22 protein-coding genes are annotated in these 25929 nt (G+C 68.0%); 11 read left to right on the plus strand and 11 right to left on the minus strand.

The annotated features are described in order from the left end of the window. Positions 1 to 658 precede the first annotated feature (658 nt). The 4 genes from AC3ITM_RS17795 to AC3ITM_RS17810 form a co-directional block, all read right to left on the minus strand. Positions 659 to 1267 (minus strand): thioredoxin family protein, encoded by a 609-nt coding sequence (locus tag AC3ITM_RS17795; protein ID WP_489266931.1) that lies wholly within the window; start codon positions 1265 to 1267, stop codon positions 659 to 661. Positions 1268 to 1275: 8 nt separating this feature from the next. Continuing rightward, positions 1276 to 2778: a peptide MFS transporter gene (locus AC3ITM_RS17800; RefSeq protein ID WP_489266932.1), complete on the minus strand. Its 1503-nt coding sequence runs from the start codon at positions 2776 to 2778 to the stop codon at positions 1276 to 1278. Between the two features lie 243 nt (positions 2779 to 3021). Further along, the gene (locus AC3ITM_RS17805) at positions 3022 to 3900 is read right to left on the minus strand and encodes a tryptophan 2,3-dioxygenase (protein WP_489266934.1); all 879 of its coding nucleotides are present in this window, start codon (positions 3898 to 3900) and stop codon (positions 3022 to 3024) included. 68 nt (positions 3901 to 3968) lie between these two features. Continuing rightward, positions 3969 to 4601 (minus strand): NAD(P)H-binding protein, encoded by a 633-nt coding sequence (locus AC3ITM_RS17810; RefSeq protein ID WP_489266936.1) that lies wholly within the window; start codon positions 4599 to 4601, stop codon positions 3969 to 3971. Positions 4602 to 4869: 268 nt separating this feature from the next. On the opposite strand from AC3ITM_RS17810, the gene AC3ITM_RS17815 reads away from it, so the two are divergent. Continuing rightward, positions 4870 to 6285 (plus strand): GGDEF domain-containing protein, encoded by a 1416-nt coding sequence (locus AC3ITM_RS17815; RefSeq protein ID WP_489270132.1) that lies wholly within the window; start codon positions 4870 to 4872, stop codon positions 6283 to 6285. 64 nt (positions 6286 to 6349) lie between these two features. On the opposite strand, the gene AC3ITM_RS17820 is transcribed toward AC3ITM_RS17815, so the two are convergent. Then, positions 6350 to 7291, minus strand: coding sequence for a DUF808 domain-containing protein (locus AC3ITM_RS17820; RefSeq protein ID WP_489270133.1), 942 nt, complete (start codon positions 7289 to 7291; stop codon positions 6350 to 6352). A 181-nt stretch (positions 7292 to 7472) separates the two neighbouring features. Here AC3ITM_RS17820 and AC3ITM_RS17825 point away from each other — a divergent pair, with 181 nt between their 5' ends. Beyond that, complete coding sequence (locus AC3ITM_RS17825) at positions 7473 to 9113, plus strand: ABC1 kinase family protein (protein ID WP_489270134.1); 1641 nt, start codon at positions 7473 to 7475, stop codon at positions 9111 to 9113. Positions 9114 to 9379: 266 nt separating this feature from the next. Further along, positions 9380 to 11482 carry a phosphoglycerol transferase I gene (locus AC3ITM_RS17830; RefSeq protein WP_489266938.1) on the plus strand — a complete coding sequence of 701 codons (2103 nt, stop codon included), beginning with the start codon at positions 9380 to 9382 and terminating at the stop codon, positions 11480 to 11482. Positions 11483 to 11813: 331 nt separating this feature from the next. Here AC3ITM_RS17830 and AC3ITM_RS17835 read toward each other — a convergent pair whose 3' ends face one another. Then, a complete protein-coding gene (locus tag AC3ITM_RS17835) occupies positions 11814 to 14213 on the minus strand; it encodes a DUF3772 domain-containing protein (protein ID WP_489270135.1) in 2400 nt (799 codons plus the stop codon). 129 nt (positions 14214 to 14342) lie between these two features. Then, positions 14343 to 14591 (minus strand): hypothetical protein, encoded by a 249-nt coding sequence (locus tag AC3ITM_RS17840; RefSeq protein ID WP_228885853.1) that lies wholly within the window; start codon positions 14589 to 14591, stop codon positions 14343 to 14345. A gap of 183 nt (positions 14592 to 14774) precedes the next feature. On the opposite strand from AC3ITM_RS17840, the gene AC3ITM_RS17845 reads away from it, so the two are divergent. The 3 genes from AC3ITM_RS17845 (at position 14775) to AC3ITM_RS17855 (ending at position 17087) form a co-directional block, all read left to right on the plus strand. Then, positions 14775 to 15269: a lipocalin family protein gene (locus AC3ITM_RS17845; protein ID WP_489266939.1), complete on the plus strand. Its 495-nt coding sequence runs from the start codon at positions 14775 to 14777 to the stop codon at positions 15267 to 15269. Between the two features lie 2 nt (positions 15270 to 15271). Continuing rightward, positions 15272 to 16483 (plus strand): NAD(P)/FAD-dependent oxidoreductase, encoded by a 1212-nt coding sequence (locus tag AC3ITM_RS17850; protein WP_489266941.1) that lies wholly within the window; start codon positions 15272 to 15274, stop codon positions 16481 to 16483. A 100-nt stretch (positions 16484 to 16583) separates the two neighbouring features. Continuing rightward, positions 16584 to 17087 (plus strand): hypothetical protein, encoded by a 504-nt coding sequence (locus AC3ITM_RS17855; RefSeq protein WP_489266943.1) that lies wholly within the window; start codon positions 16584 to 16586, stop codon positions 17085 to 17087. 72 nt (positions 17088 to 17159) lie between these two features. Here AC3ITM_RS17855 and AC3ITM_RS17860 read toward each other — a convergent pair whose 3' ends face one another. Next, positions 17160 to 17594 carry a PepSY domain-containing protein gene (locus AC3ITM_RS17860; protein WP_489266945.1) on the minus strand — a complete coding sequence of 145 codons (435 nt, stop codon included), beginning with the start codon at positions 17592 to 17594 and terminating at the stop codon, positions 17160 to 17162. A gap of 143 nt (positions 17595 to 17737) precedes the next feature. Between AC3ITM_RS17860 and AC3ITM_RS17865 the strand changes: the two genes are divergently transcribed. From AC3ITM_RS17865 to AC3ITM_RS17875, 3 genes are read left to right on the plus strand one after another with little or no spacing between them, the layout of a single operon-like run. Beyond that, positions 17738 to 18037, plus strand: a complete 300-nt coding sequence (locus AC3ITM_RS17865; RefSeq protein WP_489266947.1) for a PepSY domain-containing protein — start codon at positions 17738 to 17740, stop codon at positions 18035 to 18037. Then, a complete protein-coding gene (locus AC3ITM_RS17870) occupies positions 18037 to 18699 on the plus strand; it encodes a response regulator transcription factor (RefSeq protein ID WP_489266949.1) in 663 nt (220 codons plus the stop codon). Before AC3ITM_RS17865 ends, AC3ITM_RS17870 begins: the two co-directional genes overlap by 1 nt. Continuing rightward, positions 18696 to 20021, plus strand: a complete 1326-nt coding sequence (locus tag AC3ITM_RS17875; RefSeq protein WP_489266950.1) for a sensor histidine kinase — start codon at positions 18696 to 18698, stop codon at positions 20019 to 20021. The genes AC3ITM_RS17870 and AC3ITM_RS17875 overlap by 4 nt, the downstream gene beginning before the upstream one ends. A 140-nt stretch (positions 20022 to 20161) precedes the next feature. Here the strand turns inward: AC3ITM_RS17875 and AC3ITM_RS17880 are convergent, their stop codons facing one another. After that, positions 20162 to 20485, minus strand: coding sequence for a DUF6122 family protein (locus AC3ITM_RS17880; RefSeq protein WP_489266951.1), 324 nt, complete (start codon positions 20483 to 20485; stop codon positions 20162 to 20164). A 94-nt stretch (positions 20486 to 20579) separates the two neighbouring features. Then, positions 20580 to 22469 (minus strand): arginine decarboxylase, encoded by a 1890-nt coding sequence (speA, locus tag AC3ITM_RS17885; protein ID WP_489266953.1) that lies wholly within the window; start codon positions 22467 to 22469, stop codon positions 20580 to 20582. Between the two features lie 191 nt (positions 22470 to 22660). On the opposite strand from speA, the gene speE reads away from it, so the two are divergent. Next, entirely contained in the window at positions 22661 to 23515 is an 855-nt protein-coding gene (gene speE / locus AC3ITM_RS17890; RefSeq protein ID WP_489266954.1) for a polyamine aminopropyltransferase, read from the plus strand. A gap of 243 nt (positions 23516 to 23758) precedes the next feature. Here the strand turns inward: speE and AC3ITM_RS17895 are convergent, their stop codons facing one another. Next, positions 23759 to 24664, minus strand: a complete 906-nt coding sequence (locus tag AC3ITM_RS17895; RefSeq protein WP_489266956.1) for an aspartyl/asparaginyl beta-hydroxylase domain-containing protein — start codon at positions 24662 to 24664, stop codon at positions 23759 to 23761. Between the two features lie 372 nt (positions 24665 to 25036). On the opposite strand from AC3ITM_RS17895, the gene AC3ITM_RS17900 reads away from it, so the two are divergent. Then, positions 25037 to 25840 (plus strand): alpha/beta hydrolase, encoded by an 804-nt coding sequence (locus AC3ITM_RS17900; RefSeq protein WP_489266958.1) that lies wholly within the window; start codon positions 25037 to 25039, stop codon positions 25838 to 25840. Positions 25841 to 25929 lie beyond the last annotated feature (89 nt).

Here is a 25929-nt window from a genome sequence, read left to right on the forward strand (position 1 = left end):
GCAAGAAAGTAACCAAAGAACACGCCCCCGTCCGCTCGCCGTCGGGCTGCGCCCGCCGGTCCCCTGCGCTTCTCGCGTCATCGGGGGACGGCGCGGAACTCGCTGCGCTCGCGCCCCCAGACCAGTGGGCGCCGGTCGCTCCAACGCGTCGCCACGCGCCCATGTGTTGCCGCACAGCCCTCAGCACGCTTCATGCTTGGCCCGCGCCTCTTCGCCCCCGATGCCGCTGCGATGCTCGGCTCGCTCCAAGGGGGAGGTAGATCAAGATCAAAATCACGGGCAACAGCAACAGCTGCCCGACCACGGTCTGACGTTGCTCCAGGTCCTGGCAACCCCATCACAGGTAGGTCCGACCCATGGTCGGACACGCATCGTCTCGGCATCACGCTGTTCGAGCGTGGCTCGGACCTACGCTTTTCCATGCGTGCCAGCCATGTGTAGAGGGTTGGCGTGGGTGGGTTGGCGGGACTGTCGAAAACATGGATGTTTTCGCCAAGCCCCCACGGATGGGTTCACGGCGTGTCCCGCCAACCCACCCGCGCCAGCCCAATCAGCGCATACGTAGGTCATTGCCGTTGATCTGAGGCTTTAGTGCGCAGCTGACTTCCCGTAAATCGGCGAAGAACCAAAAAAAAGGCCGCGATATCGCGGCCTTCGCTCAGGGCGCCTTCGGCGGCGCCCATTCCTTCATGAAGGCGAAGAACCGCTCGCGGTTGTAGCCCTTGGGCTGGCCCTTGTCGGCCTCCAGCTCGCCGGTGAACTGCGAGTGCAGCAGCTTGCCATCGGCGTCGAGCACGAACAGGTGCGGGTAGCCCTTGATCGCCGGGAACTGCGACAGGAACGCCGCGTTCTCGTTGTCTTCGCTGTAGTTGACCTTCATCCAGACGTAGTTGGCATCGCGGAAACTGCGGATCTGTGCATCGCCCTCGATGAACGCATCCAGCAGGTGGCACCACGAGCACCACTCACCGCCCACGTCCAGCATGATGCGCTTGCCGCCGCGCTTGGCCTCGACCTTGGCCGTGGCCAGGTCGGCGACCGGATCGCGGCCCGGATCGAACTGCGCGTTGAGCCCGGCGATCGCGGCGACGTCCGCCGCGGCCGGGGTATTGCCCGAGGCCACCGGCTCGCCGGGATCGGCGACCGGTGCCTTCTGCTCGGTGGTGTCCAGCGGCTGCGCAGGCGCGGCGGTGGGCGCCGGCGACGGTGAACACGCGGCCAGCAGGCCGGCCACGATCATCGAACACCCCACTGCCTTCATGCGCATCGCAGACCTCACTTGACGCCGTGCATCAACTTGTTGATCAGCGGGGCGAGCAGGAACAGCACCGCACCGGAGATGATCAACGCCCAGAACCCGAACGTATAGCCCTTCAGCGCCGATTCCACGGTCATGCCGCCTTCGCCGCTGACCACGCCGGCAAAGATGCCCGACAGGTTGTTGCCGATGCCGGTGGACAGGAACCAGCCCCCCATGCCGAAGCCGACCAGACGCACCGGCGCCAGCTTGGTCACCATCGACAGGCCGATCGGCGACAGGCACAGCTCGCCGACCGACTGGATTACATAGACCATGAACAGCGTCCAGAACGGGATCTTGCCGTCCACCACCATGCTCGACAGGGCCAGCATCAGCAGCGCGAACGCTGCGCCGTTGAACAGCAGGCCCAGGCCGAACTTGCGCGGAATCGAGGGGTTGGCGCGGCCCAGCTTGATCCAGATCCAGGCCACCAGCGGTGCCAGGGTGATGATCGCCACCGAATTGACCGACTGGAACCAGGCGGTGGGGAATTCCCAGCCGCTCAGGTTGCGGTTGACGATGTTGTCGGCCAGGAAGGTGAACGAGCTACCGGCCTGTTCGAAGAACATCCAGAACATCACGTTGAAGGTGAAGATGATCAGCATGGCGATCACGCGGTCGCGCTGCACCTTGCCTTCCCGGATGCCCTCGACCAGCAGCAGCACGGCCAGCGCGATGAACATCACGCCCAGGATCCAGGCCAGCGCGGTGGCGCCGGTGGACAGCAGGAAGTAGGCCACCGGGATGGCCACGATCGCACCGACAAACACCATGACGATGCGGCCGTAGCCTTCGGCGCCCACCGGCGGCGCGCCGATGCCCTTCAGGCCGGCGCGGCCGACGTAGAACCATGCCAGGCTGATCAGCATGCCGATGCCCGAGGCGATGAACACCATCTTGTAGGACGGCATCGCCTGGGTACCGAACACGCGTTCGGCCAGGTACTGGGTCAGCACCGGGGCGATCATCGCGCCGATGTTGATGCCCATGTAGAAGATGGTGAAGCCCGAATCGCGGCGTTCGTCCTTCAGACCATAGAGCTTGCCGACCATCGTGGAGATGTTGGGCTTGAACAGGCCGTTGCCGATGATGATGGTGGCCAGGCCCAGTTCGAACACTTCCTTGTTCGGCATGGCGACCATGAACAGGCCGGCCGCCATGATCACCGCACCGGTCAGGATCGAGCGTTGGTAGCCCAGTACCCGGTCGGCGACATAACCACCGAAGATGGCCGCGGCATAGACCAGCGCCAGGTAGGCGCCGTAGGTGCGGCTGGCGGCGGCCTGGCCGGCCGAGTCGCCTTCGAAGAACTGCGCCACGATGTACAGCACCAGCGCCCAGCGGATGCCGTAGAACGCGAAGCGTTCCCAGAATTCGGTCATGAACAGCATCCACAACGGGCGTGGATGGCCCAGCGTGGTCTTGAACTCCGGCAGCGCCGGATCGGGAATGGATTTCGCGGCGGCGTCTACGCTCATGCGGGATTCCTGGGTTCGGTGGAAGACATGCACGTCCGATGTGCGAAAGCAGCGCGGGAGAATCCCAGACCAACCACGTTCACGTCAAATACACGCTGATGGGTGCCGCTGGCGGCACGGTCGCTGAACTTGCATCTGCAACTGCCGGCCTCGGACCGGCAGCGCAGCAACGGCGGGGCCTGCCGCACCGTACGGCGGATGGGCCCGGTAAATATGAATAGGCTTATTGCGGCCAATGGCCGATCAGGCGTCCGGCGGCATCGGGTCGTCGTTGCGGATCGTGGTGCGCACCTGGAACAGCTCCGGGAAGAAGGTCAGCTCCAGTGCCTGGCGCAGGAAGCCGACCCCGCTGGAGCCGCCGGTACCGCGCTTGAAACCGATCACCCGCATCACGGTGCGCATGTGGCGGAAGCGCCACAGCTGGAAGGCCGTCTCCAGATCGACCAGGTCCTCGCACAGGGCGTACTCGCGCCAGAAGCGGTCGGTGTTCTGGTAGATCCGCTCGAACACCGGGTGCAGCGCATCGTCGGCCACGTGCGGCTGGCGCCAGTCGCGGCCGGCGTATTCGGCCGGCACCGGGTGGCCGAAGCGGGCCAGGTAGCGCAGGAACTCCTCGTACAGGCTGGGGGCATCGAGCACCTCCTGCAGCTGGGCCTGGCCGGCCGGGTCGTGCGAGAACACCTGCAGCATCTGCGCGTTCTTGTTGCCCAGCAGGAACTCGATGTAGCGGTACTGCAGCGACTGGAAGCCCGAAGACGGGCCCAGCACGTCGCGGAAGCCCATGTACTCCGAGGGCGTCAGCGTCTCCAGCACCGACCACTGTTCGGTCAGCTGGCGCAGCACCTGCTTGCTGCGGGCCAGCACCTTGCGGCACTGCCAGACCTCGTCGCGCTGCAGGAAGCCGATCGCCGCGCGCAGTTCGTGGGCCAGCAGCTTCAGCCACAGCTCGGAGGTCTGGTGCTGGATGATGAACAGCATTTCGTCGTGGTGCGGCGGGCTGGACAGCGGCTGCTGGGCCGACAGCAGCTGGTCCAGGCGCAGGTAGCCGGCGTAGGTCAGGCGCCCCTGCAGATCGGTGTGGATACCGGCTTCGAGATCGCGTTGGTTCTTTTCGACGGACATGACGGCAGCCGCATAGGGGGCACAAAGGGTAGCGCAGCGGGCCGGCCGGCGTCCGGATCGGCCCTCCTTCAGGCCAGCTGCGCCGAACCGACCACGTGTACCCCCGGGCGCGACGCCAGCGCGGCCTCGACCATCGCCGCGGCGATGTTGGCTGCCGGGTTGATCCGCCAGGCGCGCGGCAGCACCGGGCCCAGCGCCCCCAGCACCACGCCGGCCAGGTGCTCGCCGGTGCGCCGCGGGCTGCGTTGCCCGCCGATCAGGCCCGGCCGCACCAGGGTCAGCGCCGGATAGGCCAGCCCACGCAGGTCCTGTTCCAGGCGGCCCTTGACCTGGTTGTAGAACACCGGCGACCGCAGGTTGGCCCCCATCGCCGAATTCAGCACGAAGGTATGCGCGCCGTGGGCCTGGGCCAGGGTCGCCACCTGCAGCGGGTAGTCGTGGTCGATCCGGGCGAACGCGGCGCGGCTGCCGGCCTGTCTGAGGGTGCTGCCCAGCGCGCAGATCACCGCATCCACTGCCCACCAGCCGGCCTGGACCGGCAGCTGCTCGAAGTCCACCACCGGGTTGTGCAGGGCCGGGTCGGTCAGCGCCAGCGCCCGCCGGGTCGGCGCCACCACGGCATCGCAGCGCGGATCGTCCAGCAATTGCTGCAGCACCTGTGCGCCGACCAGCCCGGTCGCCCCCACCAGCATCACCTTCATCGCACCCTCCTGGCTCCAGACTGCCTACCATCGTGGCATAACGTCGGGTTCAAGCCGGCGTGGCCGCCGCCGATACCGTTCCAACCTCTTCCCCCCGTCCGGCCGCCTGGCCGGTGACACGCCAAGGACCTGCCGCATGTCGGACCCGCACGATGCTCCCCCCAGCCCCGGTACCGCCGTGGGCCGGTTGCTGTCGCGCCGCCAGGCCGGGCGCGCGGCAGTGGACGCGGAGGCACCGGCCGCCACGCCCAAGGGCGGCAGCAGCGCCATGCTGCAGCGCCTGTTTGCCGGCATCGAAACACCCGAGCCGCTGCTGGCCGCGTTCGCCAACGGCATGTCCACCCTGCCCGGCGAGCTGGGCGACATGGGTCTGCGCCTGCAATCGGCGCACCGCAGCGCCGACTGGGTCAGCTACGGCCGCGCGATGCGCCAGCTGATCGACAAGTACATCCGCACCATCGAGCAGGAAAGCCCGGACGGTCAGCCCGACAGCCTGCGCCTGCGCGACCTGCTGCGCCACACCCTGGGCGTGACCGTGGCCAGCCTGCTGCAGAACATGCCCGAGTTGAAGCAGGAACCGGCCCGGATCGCCGCCGACCTGCAGCTGTGGCATCCCGGCCAGCCGCTGCAGCCGCTGGAGCTGCGCCTGCGCGAGCTGTCGCACCAGATCGGGGTACGCAGCGAAGGCTGGCAGGAACAGCAGGAACTGCTGCTGAGCCTGTTCGACCTGCTGCTGGACAACATCAGCGAGCTGCTCGACGACAGCAGCTGGCTGCACGGCCAGGTGCACGCGGTGCGCGAACTGATCGGCGGGCCGCTGGACCGCGATTCGGTCGAGCAGGCGCGCGCCAACCTGCGCGAGGTGATCTATAAACAGGGCCTGCTCAAGCAGGGCATCGTCGAATCCAAGGCCGCGATGAAGCACCTGATGGGCGGCTTCATCGAACGCCTGGACGGCATGGCGGTCAGCACCGGCGAGTACCACGACCGGATCAGCAGCTATGCGCTGGCGCTGAAGGAAGCGCGCAGCATCGCCGACCTCAGCCAGCTGCTGCAGGACGTGCTGCAGGATACCGGGCGGGTGCAGGAACAGGCCTTGCAGGCGCGCGACCACCTGGGCAATGCACGCCGCGAGGTGGAACTGGCCGAGCAGCGCATCGCCGAACTGGAGCAGGAGCTGCGCGAGGCGTCCGGGCTGGTGCGCACCGACCCGCTCACCGGTGCCATGAACCGTCGCGGTTTCGATGAACTGCTCGCGCGCGAACTGGCCCGCGCCGGCCGCCACGCGCACCCGCTGGCGCTGGCACTGATCGACCTGGACGACTTCCACCAGACCAACGACCAGTACGGCCATGCCGGCGGCGATGCGGTGCTGCGGCACCTGGTCGCGGTATGCCAACTGCACCTGCGCAGCACCGATGCGATCGCCCGCCTGGGCGGCGATGAATTCGTGCTGCTGCTGCCGGAGACCCCGGGCGCGGACAGCATGTCCACCCTGTTGCGGCTGCAGCGTTCGCTGGCGCAGCGGCCGCTGCCGCTGGACCAACAGCGCGTGCCGGTGCATTTCAGCGCCGGCGTGGCGCAATGGCTGCCGGGCGAAGATGCCGACACATTGCTGCGGCGCGCCGATGCCGCGCTGTACGCGGCCAAGCGCGTGGGCAAGAACCGCGTGCAGGCCGCCTGAAACCGCGCCCCGGCAGTGCCGGGCCCTGCCCGGCCAGCGGCGATCCCACGCGGACGGCCGCGCCTCAGTGTGCGGCGTTCTTCCCGCGCAGCTTCTGCACGCCCATCACCACCGCCAGCACGACGGTACCGGCGATCACGCCGACCACCATGTTGCCCAGCGCCTCGACCAGCCAGCCCCAGCGCGCGTTGCTGCCGCCCCACTCCAGCACCAGGTGGTGCAGCGCCGGCACGTTGTGCACCAGGATGCCGCCGCCGACCAGGAACATCGCCGCGGTACCGGCCACCGACAGGAACTTCATCAGCCACGGCGCGGCCACCAGCAGGCCGCGGCCGAGCGCGGCCAGTGCCGCTCCCTTTCGCGACCAGTACAGGCCCAGGTCGTCGAGCTTGACGATGCCGGCCACCAGGCCGTAGACGAATACCGTCATCGCCAGCGCGATCACCACCAGCGCGGTGACCTGGTTGAGGAACGGCGCAGCCGACACCACCCCCAGCGACAGCACGATGATTTCGGCCGACAGGATGAAATCGGTGCGCACCGCGCCTTTCACCTTGTCGTTCTCCCACGCCACCATGTCCACCTTCTCATCGGCCAGCGCCTTGAGCCGCGCGGCCCGCTCCTGCTCGTCCTCCTCGCGCGAGTGCAGGAAGCGGTGGGCCAGCTTTTCCACGCCTTCAAAGCACAGGAACGCACCACCAATCATCATCAGCGGCACCACGATCGGCACCGGGTAGCCCTTGCCGCGCAGCCAGGCCTCCAGCGCGCTGATCGCCAGCGCCGCCGGGACCAGGATCGCCTTGTTGACCAGCGACCCCTTGGCCACCGCCCACACCACCGGCAGCTCGCGGTTGGCGTTCACCCCGGTCACCTGTTGCGCGTTCAGCGCCAGGTCGTCGCCGAGCACGCCGGCGGTCTTCTTGGCCGCGACCTTGGTCAGGACCGACACATCGTCCAGCAATGCGGCAATGTCATCGAGCAGGGCAAACAGGCTGGCACCGGCCATGGCAATCCAATAGAGCGAGCAGAAGCGTGGATTCTGCCCGATCCGGGCGCCGGGGCGGTAGCGCAGCACGGATTCACCGGCCCACCACCGCGCCCCGGCGACACTGCCGGTGACCCCGCCCCGGAGCCCCTGCTTGAATACCTCGCCCCTTCCCCCCGGTTCGCCGTCGCTGGTCAAGGGCATGAACCGCCGCAGCCAGATCCTGCGCCTGCTGCTGCGCTACCGGAACTCCGGGGTGTTCTCCGGCATGAACCTGGATGCACGCGCCGTCCACGACGTGCCGCCGGAGGGCAACCCGGAACAGTTCGTCACCGACCTGGAATCGCTGGGCCCCACCTTCGTCAAACTGGGCCAGATGCTGTCCACCCGCCCGGACATGGTTCCGGTGGAGTTCGCCACCGCGCTGGAGCGGATGCAGGAAAAGGTGGCGCCGATTCCGGTCGAGCGCATCCACGCCATCATCGAACAGGAACTGGGCGCCCCGGTGGGCAAGCTGTTCGCCAGCTTCGACCCGGTGCCGCTGGGCTGCGCCTCGATCGCCCAGGTGCATCGCGCGCAGATGCACGATGGCCGCGAGGTGGCGGTCAAGGTGCAGAAGCCGGAAGTGGCCGCGCAGCTGCGCTCGGACCTGGAAGTGCTGCGCAGTTTCGCGCTGGCCGCCGACCATCTCACCCAGGTCGGCCGCCGGGTGCGCCTGCGCGACTGGCTCAACGAGTTCGCCAAGACCCTGATGCAGGAACTGGACTACCAGGCCGAAGCGGAAAACCTGCACCGCTTCGGCCGGCACCTGCGCCGCTACCGGCAACTGTGGGTGCCGCAACCGGTCTGGGACTACTGCAGCCACCGGGTGCTGACCATGGAACTGGCCCAGGGCGTGCGCGTGGACATGATCCCGGACGTGCGGCGCACCGAGGAGCCGATGGAGCCCCTGGCCGCCGCATTGATCCGCGGCTACCTGGACCAGATCTTCGTGCATGGCGAAATCCATGCCGACCCGCACCCGGGCAATCTGCGCGTCACCCCGCAGGGGCGGCTGGCGATCTTCGACCTGGGCATGGTCGCGCACATGCCGCCGCGCCTGCGCGAGCGCCTGCTCAAGCTGCTGTTCGCCGCGGTGGACGGCCGCGGCGAGGAAGTAGCCGATGAAATCATCGGCATCAGCACCCGGCTGGAAGCGTTCGACGAAGAACGCTACCTGCGCGAAACGGGCCAGATGATCGCCCGCTATGCAGCCAGCAACACGTTTTCCGAGGGACGGGTGGTGCTGGACCTGGTGCGCATCGCCACCGCCAGCGGGCTGCGCACGCCGCCGGAGCTGAGCCTGCTGGGCAAGGCGCTGCTGAACCTGGAAGCGGTGTGCCGGTTGCTGTCGCCCCAACTGGACACCCGCCGCATCGTCGAGCGCCAGCTGCAGCACGTGATGCGCGCGCGCCTGAAGAAATCGCTGTCGGCGGCCAACCTGGCCAGCGAAGCGATGGAAGTGCAGCAGCTGCTGCGCGAAGGGCCGCGCAAGCTGTCGGACATCCTGGCGCTGCTGGCCGAAAACCGCCTGCAGATGAAGGTGACCGGGCTGGAGGAATCGCGGCTGATGGAGAACCTGCAGAAGATCGCCAACCGCGTCTCGGCCGGCATCGTCACCGCCGCGCTGATCCTGGCCGCGGCAATGATGATGAAGGTCGATACCGGCTGGCACCTGTTCGGCTATCCCGCCATCGCCTTCATGCTGATGCTGATCGGCGTGATTCTCGGCCTGGGCATCATCGCCAGCGCAGTGCTGTTCGATCGGCGCGCGCGTGCCAAGGAAGAACGCGGGCATCGTTGAGTGCGTCGCGTACCGGCGTATTCACCAACGCGCATGCAGGCGACTGTCCACTGCGGCGCCAGTGCATTTTCACGTACGTTTTACACCTGGAATCGCCAAGCGTTGTAGTGCATCGCGCGCGGTTTCCAACAAACATTTCAGTCAGGTTCGGGCAGGCATGATCCAGTCATCGGCTTGTCATGCAGGTGTGGTTGGCACAGCCGGTCGGATGGGAAGCGCGCAGTGCCGGCGTCCATCACCACCTGTCTCCGCTGCCGATACCGCCTATGCTCTGGATCCTGCTGCTGTCGTTGTTGCTGCTCACCGGGTTGTTCCTCGCATCGGATAAATGGATGTGGTGGAAGGCCAGCCTGATGTCGCTGCTGCTGCTGGCGCTCAGTGCCTGGTGGTTGATCAACAAACTCTCCGGCGACGGCCTCAACGCGGCCACCCTGTATCACCTGGGCGCGGACATGGAGGGCGCCGGCATCGCCGATTTCAAGGGCTACATCGCCGGCTTCATCGTGCTGGCGGTGGTCTCGCTGCTGCCGCTGGCGGTGGCCCGGGTACGCCGCACGCCGGCCAGCGTGCATGGCCGGCGGGTGTTCGGCGGGTTTGTGCTGATGTGGCTGGTGGCGATCGCGGTCAGCCCGCTGTACCGCGACGGGCAGCGCCTGTACCAGCAGATGCGCCCGGTGGATTACAGCATGGTGGCGCCGGAATACCGCGTGCCGCAGCAGCCGCTGGGCAAGCCGCGCAACATCGTGTGGATCTACGGCGAAAGCCTGGAACGCACCTACCTGGATGAAGCCACCTTCCCGGCGCTGATGCCCAACCTCAACCGGCTGGCCAGCCAGTCGCTGGACGTGCGCGGGCTGGTCTCGGCCGAAGGCGGCGGCTGGACCATCGCCGGGCTGGTGTCCTCGATGTGCGGGGTGCCGCTGACCACCGCCAAGGAAGATGAGAACAGCATGGGCCGCATGGGCAGCTTCCTGCCCGAAGCGGTGTGCCTGGGCGACTATCTCAAGCAGCAGGGCTATACCAACCATTACCTGGGCGGCGCCAACGGCCAGTTCGCCGGCAAGGGCCAGTTCCTGTCCACCCATGGCTACGACACCGTCGACGACCTGGCCTGGTTCAAGAAGCAGAAGGTTACCCGTGCACACTTCTCGCCGTGGGGCGTGCACGACGATGTGCTGCTGGACAAGGCCTACGACCGCTTCGTGCAGCTGTCGCGCAAGGGCGAGCCGTTCATGCTCACCACCCTGACCATGGACACCCACCACCCGGCCGGCCACCTGCCGGTGGCATGCAAGGGCACCCGCTACCGCAGCGCGCACGGCAACATCGGCATGCTCAATGCGCTCAACTGCACCGATCGGTTGATCTCCAAGCTGGTCGACCGCATCCAGGCCAGTCCGTATGGGCAGGACACCCTGATCGTGATCGCCTCCGATCACCTGGCCATGCCGAACGATCTCAGCCACATCCTGGCCAAGCAGAAGCGCGAGAATCTGCTGCTGTTCCTCGGCAAGGACATCGCGCCGCGCCAGCTGGCCACCCCGGCCGGCTCGACCCTGGACTCCGGCGCCACCCTGCTGAGCCTGATCGATCCGGCCATCGATGCGATCGGCTTCGGCCGCTCGCTGCTGCACCCGGAGCGGTCGGACAGTGCCAGCGCGGCGGTGTTCCGCGACAACGGCAAGGACTACCCGCGTTACCTGGCGTTCTCGCGTTCGCTGTGGCTGGGCGACAAGACCCGCCAGCTGCGCATCGACCAGGACAACCAGGTGGTGATCGGCCTGCAGCACGTGCAACCGCCGGTGCTGCTGGAATACGACAAGCGCTGGGACCTCAAGTCGGTCTACCTGGAGAACACCTCCAAGCAGTTCGACCTGGCCGATCCGGCCAACACGCTGGCCTACGTGGACCGTTGCACCGCCTTCGAGGATGGATCGGCCGACGGCGACTGGTGCGCGCTGCTGGTCAACCGCGACAAGGGTATCAAGCTGTACCGCGACGACCAGTTGCGCAGCGGTTTTGCCGTGGACGGCCCGCTGGACCCATCCAGCGGCCCGCGCCCGAGCATCCGCCAGGCGCACATGATCACCCAGAAGGGCCGCCGCACCCGCGCCGGCCAGTACATGCTGCAACTGGTGGCCAAGCAGTCGCCCGACCGCGGCTTCTGGATCGAAGCGGTGTCGTCGCAACGCAAGGTGGTGGTGGCCCAGCAATGGGTACAACCCGATGCCGACGGCCGCATCAACGTCAGCTTCGGCCTGGACCACGAAGTGGATGACCTGGAAGTGCGCGCATGGTTGAACCACGCCGAAAAGCTGGCCGTGGACACCTTCGCGCTGGTGCCGTCGCGGCGCGGCAACCGCGGGTAGTCGTTATTGTTGTTTCCGCTTCGCGTAGAAGTCCAACGTCAACAGCGTTTCGTGCCCCTTCGGGGCGCGAGTTACTTTCTTGCTCGTGCAAGAAAGTAACCAAAGAACACGCCCCCATCCGCTCGCCGTCGGGCTACGCCCGCCGGTTCCCTGCGCTTCTCGCGGCGTCGGGGGACGGCGCGGAACTCGCTGCGCTCAAACACCCGCGCCTCTTCGCCCCCGACGCCGCTGCGATGCTCGGCTCGCTCCAAGGGGGAAGGTAGATCAAATTCAAAATCATGAGCAACAGCAACAGAAGCAACCAAGCGGGGCCCGGCATGCGCTGCGTTGGTTAGACCGGCCGTTCCTGCGCTGAGCCCGGATCCCGCACCAGATGCACATCGGTCGGCGAGGACAAGGCGATCCCCGCCGCGGCAAACTTCTCCAGCATGGTGAAATACAGGTCGCTGCGCGCCCCGTACACCGCCCGCGGGCTGGGCACGAACGCAAAACTGTTGATCGCCACCTGCCCGTTGGCGATCGCATCGATGAACACCGACGGCGCCGGGTTGTCCAGCACCCCCGGGTGCTCGGCATAGCTGTCCAGCAGGATCTGCCGCAACGCCGCCACGTCGGTGTTCAACGGCACCGAGAACTGGATCTGGATGCGGCCCTGCGCATTGCCCATCGTCATGTTGCGGATGGTCTTGGTGATCAACTCCGAGTTCGGCACGATCAGCGTCGACTTGTCGCCCACCTGGATCTCGGTCGAGCGCACGCTGATCCGCTTGATATCGCCCTCCTGGTCGCCCAGCTTGATCCAGTCGCCGATCTTGACCGGACGCTCGGCCAGCAGGATCAACCCCGACACGAAGTTCTGGGTGATCGCCTGCAGGCCGAAACCGATGCCCACCGACAACGCACTGACCACCAGCGCCAGCTTCTCAAAGCCGATCCCCAGCGCGGTCAACCCCCACAGCACCGCGGCAATGATGCCCAGGTAGCGGGTCACGGTACTGATCGAGTTGCGCGCCCCGGCATCCAGTTCGGTCTTGGGCAGGTAGGTGTTGGTCAGCCAGTTCTGGAAGGCCTGCATCACCGCCCACACCACCAGGAACGCCAGCACCGCGTACAGCACGCTGCTGGGCTTGAGCGTGGTGGTGCCGATGGTCAGCCCGTTGGACAGCGAGTCCATCGCGCCGAAGAACGCGTTGAGGTTGCCGAACGGCGCGGTCAGGGCCAGCACCGCCAGCACGACCACCCCGACCCGCAGCACGGCCGACAGCAGCACGCCGGCCTGTTCCACCCGGGCCTCGGTCAGCCCGGTGGTCAGCACGATGCCCTGCCCGGCACGGCTGGCCGGCGACAGCAGCGAGGTGGCGAAATCATCGGCGAACTTGAGCAGCAGCGAGGCGGCCAGCAGCACCACCGCGCCCCATACCAGTTGCTGGGCCACGAACAAGGCGAAGTTGAGGTAGCCCAGCAAGGTGGCAATCACCGCCGCGGCCACCACCACGTGCCCGGCCAACCGCGCCAGGATGATCCAGCCGCTGCGCCGCACCGGCGCCTTGGCCGGTTTGGTCCCGCCCTCGGCCTGCGCATCCAGCTTGGCCTGCGCCTCCTCGGCCTGGCGGTGATGCAGGCGTGCCAGCGATACCAGGATGGCGATGATCAGGGCCATGTAGGCGATCGCGATCACCCCGTCCACCGCCACCGTGGTGATCTCGCTGGTGCGCGAGGCACGGTTGATCTCCACCAGCAGGATGCTGAGGAAGGTCAGCCCGGCCGCGCACCAGGCGTACTTGCGCAGGCGCCAGGCGGCGGTGTCGTCCAGGGTCAGCAGGCGCCACGAGGGGCGCTTGGGCACCAGCAGGCAGGCGCTGAGGGCGCTGATGAAGGCCGCCACGAAGGTGGCCACCTGGAAGTGCACCGCCAGCTGTTCTAGCCGCGGCGGAATCGCTCCGATGTTCTGCAACGCGGCCACCAGCACCACCGCGGCCAGGCCCGGCAGCAACGTGCCCACGACCAGCAACCACACCGCCAGGCCGGAACGGCGCAGGCGTCCGTCGGGCGCTCGCTCGGAGGCCGCGTAGCGGCGCCCGGCCGCGCGCAGCCACAGCCGCAGCGGGAAGAACATCAACAGCGCCACCGCCAGCCCGGTCAGCGGCGCGCTCCAGCCATGCTCGGCGATCGCCTTGCGCGCGGTGCTCTCGCCCTGCCGGTACAGCGACAGCAGCCGCCGGTAGTCGGCCGGTACATGGGTGGCGAACTGCTTCCACAACGACGGTGACAGCGGCGAATTGACCTTGCGCGCCAGTTCCTCGCTGAACTGGCTGACCCGCATCTTCTCGATGGTCGCGCCCAGCTGCCTGGCGTCGCCGGCCAGCAGCTTGGCGCGGGCCAGCGCCGAAGCGATGTCGCTGCGCTGCTGGTTCAGCGCCTTGCGCTGCAGGGCGATATCGCGGGGCTCGACGGTGCCCGCGGCGACCCCGCCCAGTTGCGCCACCCGTGCGTCCATCTGGTCCAGCTGCGGCTGCAGCGCATTGCGCGCGGCATCGGCGTCGCGCTGTACGGCCAGGGCCCGGTCGGACAGGGTCTGCAGCGTATCGCGGGTGTCGGCATCGTCAAGCGAGGCCTGGATCTGCTTGAATTCCCTGTCGGCCTGGGCCAGCTGTGCGATCGGATCGCCCTCGCCCGGCGCATCGGTCTGGGCCAGGGCCATCGGAGCCAGCCCCAGCCAGGCACACACCATCAGCCAGACCAGCGGCCGCAGGAAGGAACGGAAAGGACGGAAGGACAAACCGGCACCACAGGGTTCGCGCGGACCACCGCGCCTGCCTGCGACTATAAACCGCGGCCGGTCCACACCGGGTATGCGCCGTCAGTATTTGAGCCGCAGCTCTTCCACCTGTGGCTGCAGGGCCAGGTACCAGTCCTGGAATTCCTCTTCGCTGATTTCATCGGGCGCATACACCGCCACCGGATCCCAGGCGTGGTCGGTGGGCAGCGGCTGGCGTGGGCCGGCGCGCAGCGAATAGCTGACGCCCTCGTGCTCGACCACCTCGTCCAGCGTCTCCCAACGTTGGCGGGCAAAGCCGGTTTCACTCTTGAGCAGGATCACCTGGTACATCCGCAACTCCCTGGCTGTCGACAACGGGCGCACGACACGCCCACCGGCAGCATAGCCCCGGGCCGCTGACTGCAGCACCACGCACCGGCAACGCACTGTTCTCGACGCCACCCTCGCTTCGGCTTCACCCCTTCATGGCAGCGCGCTCGGCATCGTGGGGGCCACTATCCCCACCTGCCTGCGATGAACGAGCACGCCGACCTGAAAACCGTACCGGACCTCAAGCTGCCGCGTTACCTGGGCACCTGGTATGAAATCGCCCGCCTGCCGATGCGCCACGAGCCGGAGGACTGCACCGATGTGTCGGCGCAATACAGCCTGCTCGACAACGGTAACATGCAGGTGCACAACCGCTGCCGCCTGGACGGACAGGTCGAGGAGGCGGTCGGCGAGGCCTGCGTGGTGGGCAACGACAGCGCGCGGCTGGAAGTCAGCTTCCTGCCCAAGGGCCTGCGCTGGATCCCGTTCACCAAGGGCGACTATTGGGTGATCCAGGTGGCGCCGGACTACAGCGTGGCCCTGGTCGGCAGCCCGGACCGAAAGTTCCTGTGGCTGCTGGCGCGTACCCCCGCGCTGGATCCCATCGTGCAGGAACATTACCTGGCCCAGGCGCGCCAGCAGGGCTTCGACCTGACCGGCCTGATCCAGACCCCGCACACCGGCCGGCCCACGGCCTGAGCATGGACCTCAAAAGCGGGTATCCGTTCTGGGCGGTCAGCAACGGCCTGATGCACGCCTTCCCACCGCTGCAGGGAAACCTGCACTGCGATGTGCTGGTGGTCGGTGGCGGCATCAGCGGGGCGTTGATCGCCGACGAACTGTCCGCGCACGGCCACGAAGTGGCCGTGATCGAGCAGCGCGACATCGGCTGGGGCAGCACGGCCGCCAGCACCGCGCTGTTGCAGTACGAGATCGACACCCATCTGGTCGACCTGGCCCAGCGGTACGGCGAGAACGCCGCCGTGCTGGCTTACCAGGCCTGCGCCGAGGCCATCCCGGCCCTGCGCGCGGTGGCCGGCGCCTTCAGCGGGGTGGACTGCCAACGCATGCACAGCCTGTACTACGCCAGCAAGCGCGGCCACCACGCCGTGCTGCACGCCGAGTTCGCGCTGCGCCGCCGCCATGGCTTCGACGTGCGCTGGCTGGAGGCCGCGGCGCTGCAGGAGGAATTCGGCATCGATGCGCCCGGCGCCATCCTCAGCGGCCTGGCCGCCCGGGTGGATCCGTACCGGCTGACCTACCGGCTGCTGATGCGCCTGCGCAAACGCGGCGTGGGCATTTACGACCGCACCGTGCTCGATACCCTGGTGCCGACCGCGCGCGGGGTTACCGCCACCACCGCCGCCGGCCTGCAGATCCGCTGCCGGCACGTGGTACTGGCCACCGGCTATGCTGGCCAGCACTGGCTGAAACAGCGCGTGGCCCGCAACCGCAGCAGCTACGCCTTCATCACCGACCCGATCGACCCGGACCTGCTCGGCCCGCTGGCCCAGACCATGGTCTGGGAATCGGCCCGGCCCTACCTGTACCTGCGCAGCACCGGCGACCACCGCCTGCTGGTCGGCGGCGAGGACGATGCGCTGGACATCCCGGCGCGGCGCGACCGGCGCGTGGCGGCCAAGACGGTCCGGTTGCTGGACAAGACCGCCAGGCTGTTCCCGCAGCTGTCGCTGCAGCCGGCCTTTTCATGGGCCGGCACCTTCGCCGAAACCCATGACGGCCTGCCGTTCTTCGGCGCGCATGCGCAGTGGGGGCCGCGGGTGCTGTTCGCCATGGCCTACGGCGGCAACGGCATCACCTACTCGATGATCGGCGCCGGGCTGCTGCGCGCGCGCATCGAGGGGCGCCGGCATCGGCTGGCCGAATTGTTCGGGTTCGGCCGGCTGGGCTGAAGTTCCGCTTGCAACCGGGCCCATGACAGGCATCATTCAAACTCGCGGTGCTAGCGTCAACGCCGTCGGCCACCCGACCTGTCCGCCCCGGAGCCCTGCCATGATCCGCCCGCTTTCCCTGCTGCTGTGCCTGCTCGCCCCCGGCGTTGCCCTGGCCCAGTCCGCGGCCGGTGCCACCGGGCCGCAGTCGGCGACCGACCTGAATCTGGCACTGCCCGATGCACCGATGCAGTACCTGAACGATCCGACGCTGCGCGGCGACCCGCCGGGCACGTTCTACGGCGACAAGACCGGCCGCCGCGCAGTTGATCGCCCCGGCGCGGCCAACGGCATCGCCCAGGTCACCGACGACAAGCTGCGGGTCAACGGCAGCTTCACCACCGGGATCGGGTATTCGAAGAATTTCGGCAACAGCCACTACAACGAGGCCGAGCTGAATTTGAACAAGAACTACACCACCGACGAAGGCAAGACCCACAACCTCAACCTCAACATCCGGGTTGGCGAGGGCAAGGGCCCGGGCTTCTATGGCCCGTACGGCGGTGGCTACGGTGGGTACGGGCGCGGCGGCTACTGGGATTACCCGCCGCCGGCCGGCTGGTAGGCAGCCACCGCGATCCACACAGGCAAACGGCCGGGGCAACCCGGCCGTTTGCGTTGCAGCGCCGCGCCGTGCTCAGTCGAACCAGCCATCGCGCTTGCTCGACAGCACCCGCCCGTCATAGCCGCTCAGGCGCACCTCCACGCGCTGGTTGCGGGCGTTGCGCGCCTCCAGCGCCCAGGTGGCGCCCTCGCGCTCGAACGATTCGATCTGGGTGTAGCCGGCCTTCTGCGCCAGCGCCAGGATCTGCCCGGCATCGAGCACGCTGCGGTTGCCGCGCGGATCGAAGATCTCGCCGTTGGCCGGATCGATGATCACCTCATCGACGCTGCCATCGGCGCGGCTGACATCGGCTTCCCACAGCCCGTCCTCGCGTTCGAGCTGGTGCACCTGGGTGTAGCCGGCCGCGCGCAGCTTGGCCTGCACATCGGCGGCGGAAAGGTCGGCGGCCAGGGCCGGAGTGGCAACCAGGGCCAGCGCCAGGCCGGCGGCAAGGGTACGGATGTTCATGGGGGTCTCCAGAAGGGTCACCGGTGGATCCCGGCGCCGCCAGTCTGGCAAGCCGGGTTAACCGGACCATGAGGCCGCCTGTTAGACAATGTTTAGACAGCACACGTATACCGTGTGCATCGCTGCTGCCTTCCCGACTGCCCATGCCCGCCCTGAGCCTGCTGCTGCCCCTGCTGTTGACCGCCGCCACGCCGGACCCGGCGCGGGCGCTCGACGGTGGCCAGCGCCAGCAGCAGGCCGTGCGCCAGGCGGTCCGCCAGGGCCGCTATGTGCCGCTGGAAACCGTGCTGGCCGACGCGCTGCGACGCTATCCGGGCCAACTGGTGGAAGTGGAGCTGGACGGGGACAAGTACGAAATCGAGATCCTCGGCGCCAACGGCGTGGTGATGGAGCTGGACTACGACGCCGGCAGCGGCCGCCTGTTGAAAATGGAAGAAGACTGATGCGGATCCTGCTTGCCGAAGACGATGCGCTGCTGGCCAGCCGCCTGCAGACCCTGCTCGAGGACGCCGGCTATGTGGTCATGCACAGCAGCGAAGGCCGCGCGGCCGAGGAGCTGGGCCAGATCGAGGAGATCGCCGCGGCGGTGGTCGACCTGGGCCTGCCTGGCCTGGATGGGCTGAGCGTGATCGAGCGCTGGCGCCAGGCCGGGCGCGGCTTTCCGGTGCTGGTGCTGACCGCCCGCGCCCGCTGGCACGACAAGCTGGCCGGCTTCGATGCCGGTGCCGATGACTACCTGACCAAACCGTTCCAGCCCGAGGAACTGCTGCTGCGCCTGCGCGCCCTGATCCGCCGCAGTGCCGGCCACGCGCATCCGCGCCTGCAGTGCGGCCCGCTGGTGCTGGACGTCAATGCCGGCCGCTTCGAGCTGGACGGCGCACCGCTGGCGCTCAGCGCGCAGGAACACCGCATCCTCAGCTACTTCATGCACCACCCCGACACCGTGCTGAGCCGCGCGCGGCTGGGCGAGAACGTCTACGACGATGGCCTGGATCCGGACTCCAATACGCTCGACGTGTTGATCGGGCGCATCCGCCGCAAGCTCGGCAGCGAACTGATCCACACCCACCGCGGCCAGGGCTTCCGCCTGTCGGCGACGCCATGAGCACCGGGTCGCTGCGCACGCGCCTGCTGGTCGCCGGTGGGCTGGGCCTGGTGCTGGTCTCGGCACTGGCCACCTGGTGGCTGGGCGCGATGTTCGAGCGCTCGGCGCGCAGCGCGATGGACGAGCGCCTGGGCAACGAGCTGATCGCGGTGCTGGCGCTGGCCGAGACCGATGCCGACGGCCGGCTGCAATGGCGCCAGGCGCTGGCCGACGAGCGCTACCGGCGTGTGTTCTCCGGCGACTACTGGCAGGTGCTGGACCCGCAGCGTCGCCCGCTCGCGCAATCGCGCTCGCTGTGGGACCAATCGCTCGCTGCGCCGGCCGGGCTGCGGTCCGGGCCGGCGCAGGCCATCGATCTCACCGGGCCGCTGAAACAACCGCTGCGTGCGCTGGCCCAGCAGGTCACCCTGCCCCGCGCCGCCGCGCCGGTGATCGTGATGGTCGCCACCGACCGCAGCCAGCTGGATGCCCAGGTCGCCAGCTTCCGGCAGCGCACCGCGCTCGCCCTGGCCGTGCTGATCGCGCTGTGGTTCGCCGTGCTGGTCACCCAGGTGCATTACGGCCTGCGGCCGCTGGCCGACCTCGGGCGCATCGCCGCGCAGGTGCGCAACGGCGAGAACGTGCGCTTCCCGCAGCAGGGCCTGGTGAAAGAAGTCGCGCCGCTGGCCGGCCAGCTCAACGCGCTGCTCGACCACCACCAGCGCATGATGGTGCGCGCACGCCGCAGCGCCGAAGACCTCGCGCACGCACTGAAGACCCCGCTGACCGTGCTCACCACCGAAGCCGAAGGCGACGGCAGCGACTGGCGCCAGACCCTGCGCAGCGAGACCGCACGCATGCAGGCGAGCATCGATCGCTATCTGGCCGCAGGCCTGGGCGCGGACAGCCGGCAGCGCACGCCGGTGGCGCCGGTGACCAGCGCGCTGTGCGGGCTGATGCAGCGCGTGCATGCGGCGCGCGGGCTGCGTTTTGCATGCGACGGCGCCGCCGCCGGGGTGTTCGCCGGGGCGCGCGAGGATCTGGAAGAGATGCTGGGCAACCTGCTCGACAATGCCGGCAAGTGGGCCGCGCAGGCGGTGCGCGTGGACGTGGCACGGGACGGTATGCAACTGCGCATCACCGTGGCCGATGACGGCCCCGGACTCCCGCCAGAGCAGCTGGAGCGTGTGCTGGAACGCGGCGTGCGGCTGGATGAGCGGGCTTCGGGCAGCGGGCTGGGATTGTCGATCGTGGCGGACATCGCCGAGAGCTACGGCGGCACGCTGGTGCTCGCCAATGCCGCGCCGGGATTGCGGGCGACGTTGACGTTGCCGGCGGGGTAAAACGCGCCGTCGCTGGCGGCGCTGTTGGTAGTGCCGGCCGCTGGCCGGCTCCCGACGCTGCGTGGAGCCGGCCAGCGGCCGGCACTACCGGTCACGTGCAGCGGATCTGATGCTGTACGTCATCCACGCATGGCGTGGATCTACCGGCCGGCGGACATCCACCAGCAGTCGATCGCATCGAGCACGATGTGGATGATCAGGCCGATGCCGAACAGCCGCGTCTTCTTCGGGATGCACAACCCCGCGTACACCGCGATCGCCGGGGCGGTATGCAGCGGGTGGAAACCGATGCTGCAGCGGTTCGGGGCGTAGATCGGGTCGGCCAGCAGGTGGTCCAGATCGATGATCCAGCCCAGCAGCAGCAACGCCCACGCAGACAGGAAACGCTTGCGCCAGAACATCCAGGCCAACAGGGCGGGCACGGCCGCATGCAGGAACAGATGAAAGATCGCGCGGGCGCTCATGAAGGGTCCGGATGCGTGGGGTGGACCGCCGGGCCAGGCCCGGCGCTGCCGGCGGCCGGGTGAGGCCCGGAGGCCATCACCCGTCGCCACTGGCTCAGGCCAGCGGCTCGTCGGACAGGTAGGTGTAGCCGGTCAGGCCCGCTTCCAGCGCCTCGGACAGTTCCTGCGCACGCGCCGGCGACAGCTTCGCCGCCGCCACGCGCGCGGCGTAGCTCGCGCGCAGGTCGGCCAGGCTGTAGCCCACGTAGTCCAGCATCACATCGGTGGTGTCGCCGCGACGCTGCTGGGTGATCGCGTAGCCATCGGCGTCGGCCAGCACTTCCACGGCGTCGGTATCGCCGAACAGGTTGTGGATGTCGCCGAGGATTTCCTGGTACGCACCGACCATGAAGAAACCGATCCGGTAGCTCTCGCCGGACTTCAGCGCATGCAGCGGCAACGAGCTGTCCAGGCTCTCGTTCTCGACATAGGTCTTGACCATGCCGTCCGAATCGCAGGTCATGTCGGCGATGATGCCGCGGCGCTGCGGCTGCTCGTCCAGGCGCTCGATCGGCACGATCGGGAACACCTGGTCGATCGCCCAGGCATCGGGGATCGATTCGAACACGCTGAAGTTGACGAAATACTTGTCCACCAGGCGCTCGTTCAACTCGTCCAGCGCCGGGCGATGGCTCTTCTCGTCATAGCTCAGGCGTGCGCGCACGGCATGGGCGATGGCGTAGAACAGGTCGTCGATACGCGCCCGCTGCGGCAGGTCGATCTGGCCCAGCGCGTAGCTGGACAGGCCCTCGGCATGGAAGTGCTGGGCTTCCTGGAACAGCTCCACCGCCGGGCGCTGGTCCAGTTCGTCATGGATTTCGCGCAGGTGGCGGATCGCCGCCGGCTCGTCGTCGTGCTGGTCCGGCACGCGGCCTTCCTGCGCCTCTTCCACTTCGGACACGTTGGCGATCAGCACCGCGTGGTGCGCGGTCATCGCGCGGCCGCACTCGGTGACGATCCGCGGCGGGGTCAGGCCGTGTTCTTCGCAGGCATTGGCCAGCGGCTGCACGATGTTGCTGGCGTAGGAGGCCAGGCCGTAGTTGATCGAGCAGAAGCTGCGCGACCGGGTGCCCTCGTAATCCACGCCCAAGCCACCGCCGACGTCGACGTGGGTGATCTTCGCGCCCAGCCGCGACAGCTCCACGAAGTAGCGGGTGGCTTCGCGCATGCCATTGGCGATGTCGCGCACGTTGGAGATCTGCGAGCCCATGTGGAAATGCAGCAGGCTCAGGCAGTCGGCGTACTCGGTGTCGCGCAGCGACTTCCACAGGTCCAGCAGCTGGCGGGGCGAGAGACCGAACTTGGCCTTGTCGCCGCCGCTGTTCTGCCACTTGCCCGCGCCCAGCGAGGCCAGCCGCATGCGCACGCCCAGGCCCGGCTTCACCTCCAGCGCCTTGGCTTCCTCCAGCACCAGCTTCAGCTCGGAGGGCTTTTCGATCACGATGAAGGTCTGCAGGCCCAGCTTGCGGCCGATCAGGGCCAGGCGGATGTACTCGCGGTCCTTGTAGCCGTTGCAGACGATCAGCCCGCCCGGGCGCGACAGCGCCAGCACGGCCATCAGCTCGGGCTTGCTGCCCGCTTCCAGGCCGAAGCCCTCGCCGTGGTGGCTGGCCAGGGTGCCGGCCACGCCACGGTGCTGGTTGACCTTGATCGGGTACACGGCGGTGTAGCCGCCCGGGTACTCCCAATCGGCCTGGGCCTGGGCGAAGGCGGCCTGCAGCTTGCCCAGGCGCTGGCCCAGGATGTCCGGGAAGCGCACCAGCAGCGGCAGCTTGGCGCCGGCGGCGCGCGCGGCATCGACGATCTTCGGCAGGGACACCACCGGGCCGTCCTGGCCTGTCGGTCTCACCACCATGTGCCCCGCCTGATCCACGTCGAAGTAACCATCCGCCCAATGCGGAATCGAGTAGGTCTTGCGGGCTTGGTCGAGGGACCAATCGGTCATTTCAGTGGGCCTGGTTGGTAAAAAAGGGGGTGCATGATAACGCCTATACGGCGACAGCTCCGTTATCATGCGCGCCCGCGCCCGTGCTCAGGCCCCAAACCTGAACGGGCCAACCCGTCCGGACGTGGCCAGCGCCACGCGGCACCGTCGCCAGCCCGGCCCCTACCCTTCCGAACAGGACAGCTTTCCCCATGACTGACAACAACAACTGGTACATCGAGCACTTCGAGCGCACCGGCTCGGCCATCGGCTACCGCCTGAAGGGCAAGCTCGACGAGGTCCAGTCGCCGTTCCAGAAGATCGAGATCTTCGCCACCACCGATTGGGGCAACCTGATGACCATCGATGGCGCCATCATGCTGACCAGCAAGGACAACTTCTTCTACCACGAGATGATCAGCCACCCGGTGCTGTTCACCCATGCCGCGCCCAAGCGCGTGGTGATCATCGGTGGCGGCGACTGCGGCACCCTGCGCGAGGTGCTCAAGCACCAGGGCGTGGAAAGCGTGACCCAGTGCGACATCGACGAGCAGGTCACCCGCATGGCCGAGAAGCACTTCCCGGAACTGTGCGACTCCAACCACGATCCGCGCGCCGAACTGATGTTCGACGACGGCGTGGCCTACATGGCCAACTGCCCCGAGGGCAGCGTCGACGTGGTGATCGTCGATTCCACCGACCCGGTCGGCCCGGGCGAAGGCCTGTTCAACAAGGCCTTCTACGCCAGCTGCTTCAAGGCGCTCAAGGCCGACGGCATCCTGGTGCAGCAGTCCGAATCGCCGCTGATGCAGCTGGATCTGATCAACGAAATGCGCGCCGAGATGGGCAAGGCCGGCTTCGGTTCGTTCAAGACCCTGCCGTTCCCGCAGCCGTGCTACCCGACCGGCTGGTGGAGCGTGACCCTGGCGCGCAAGGACCAGAGCAGCTTCGACTTCCGCCAGACCGACGCGGCCGCCAAGACCTTCGACACCCTGTACTACACCGCCGCGCTGCATACCGGCGTGCTGGTCACCCCGCCCTTTATGGCTTCAGCCTTGAAAGGCTGAAGCGCCGTATCAACGCTTCGCGTTGATACCCCAGGGTTTGCGTCGCAAACCCTGGGGCTCCGGCTTGTCAGCATCCACATCCCCTGCGCCTGTCGGCGCGCCCCCCTTGACTCAAGGGGGGCTCCTGGTTGGATGGAATGGCGATGGAAGCCCAACAAAAAAACCCGCGCTGGCAACAGCGCGGGTTTTTTTGTTGTTCCGGGGTAGTGCCGGCCGCTGGCCGGCAACCGCATCCATCCCGGCTCAGATCGCCCAGATTCCGGCGATCACCGCCAGCACCAGGCCCCACTTGATCACCTGGTAGGCCACCACGCTGCGCTCGCGCAGGGCCTTGGCCTTCAGGCGCACCTTGTAGACACCGCCGAAGGCCTTGTTGACCCCACCGGTGGGATCGCCGGGCAGGTTCGGCGAGGCGCCGCCGGCCAGCAGGGTGGCGGCCACCGCGCGGTTGAACAGCCCCGGCAGGCCCAGGTGCAGCGGGCGGGCGATATCGCAGAACAGGATCACCCGGTCGTGCTCGGTCTCGTTGTGCGCGTGGTGGATGAAGGTCTCATCGAACATCATCCACTGCCCGTCGCGCCAGCTCTTCCTGATGCCGTCCACCACGATGTAGCAGGCATCGTCGTTGGGCGTGGCCAGGCCCAGGTGCAGGCGCAGCGAACCGGCGAACGGGTCGCGGTGCGGGCGCAGTTCGCTGCCCGAGGGCAGCTGGGCGAACATCGCCGCGCGCACGTCCGGCAGCGACTCCAGCAACGCGGTGGTCTGCGGGCACAGCGCCTTGGCCGACGGGTGCGAGGGGCCATACCACTTCAGGTAGAACCGCTTCCAGCCGCGCCGGAAGAACGAATTGAAGCCGGCATCGTTGTAGGTGCTGGACGCGGCGATCTTGTCCGCATCGCGCAGCGCCAGCGCCTCGTCGCGGATCATTTGCCAGTTCTGGCGCAGCGGTTCCAGCTGCGGGAACTCCTTGGCCGGGTCCAGGAACGGGGTGGTGGGTACCTTGGAGAACAGGTACATGATCACGTTGATCGGGGCCATGAAGCTGGAATGGTCCAGCAACTGGCGCGACCAGCGCGCGCGCACCTTGCCGCGGTAATGGATGTACAGCACGCAGGCCACGAACAGCACTGCCAGCACGATCTTGGTCATCGGTATTCCTGGACCCTAAGCGGTGGGGTCGGTGCCTGGCGGGGCCGGCACCGGTAGGGGACAAGGGGCGGGGACGTGCCGGGACGGGGGCGGCCGCCGTTGTCGCAATCAACAGCGTATGGTCGGCACCCCCCGCGCTGCGGTCAAGCAGGCATCGCGCCAGGTTCCGCGCGGCGTGGCCGGACCGCTCGCCTAGACTGTGCCGATGCCACACCCTGCCCACGACCACCCCTACCCCCGCTCAGCCAGGCCTACCAAGGGTTTTTCGCCCCACTGGAGGGTGCGCGGGCACCCCGTGCGGACCGATTCAGCGGTCCGGAGGGGCTGCTGCAGCTGGATCGCCACGGCGACGACAATGCCGCGCTGACCGTCGTGCTGGTCCACGGCGCCGGCGGCTACGGGCGGATGTTCGCCCCGCTCGCGCAGCGCCTGGCGGTCGCCGGCCATGAGGTGCTGGCCCCGGACCTGCCCGGCTATGGGCGCAGCGCGGGGCACTGGTCGCAGGTGGATTACGCCGCCTGGAAACGCATCCTGCTGGCGCTGATCGCGGCCGAGCACGCACGGCGGCCGCGTCCGATCGTGCTGCTCGGCGCCAGCATCGGCGGCTACCTGGCCTACCTGGTGGCGGCCGAATCGCCGTGGGTGCGCGGCCTGGTGGCCACCACCCTGGCCGACCCCCGCGACCCGGTCGTGCAGGCCGCCCTGGTCCGCCAGCCATGGATGCGCCACCTGCTGCCCGCCCTGCGCCCGCTCAGCCGGGTCAGCCGGGTCAGCCGGGTCAGCCGCGGCCTGCGCGTGCCGGTGCGCTGGTTCACCCACATGCAGCGCATGTCGCGCAACCCGGCACTGGCCGCCCTGGTCTGCCGTGACCCGCTCGGCGGCGGCAACCGCGTGCCGTTGGGCCTGCTGGCCTCGCTGTTCGACACCGCCCCCGCACTGGAGCCGGAGCAGTTCGACCGTTGCCCGGTGCTGATGGCCCACCCCGCCTGCGATGCGTGGACGCCGGTGGAGATCAGCGACCCCTTCTTCAACCGCTTGGCCGCACCGCGCCAACGGGTGCTGCTTGAGCGATGCGGGCATTTCCCGATTGAGCAGCCGGGCCTGGATCAGTTCCGCGATGCACTGCTGGCGTTCCTGCGCGGCATCACGCCGGCGTCGGCGGCAGTAACCGACTGAATGTGGAGCCCTGTTCGAAGGGGACGGACTGCCGCGTCCGGCGCGACGAACTGTTCCACCCCCGGTTACGACATTTTTCCTACAAACAC

Source organism: Stenotrophomonas sp. KH_029, assembly GCF_057839765.1.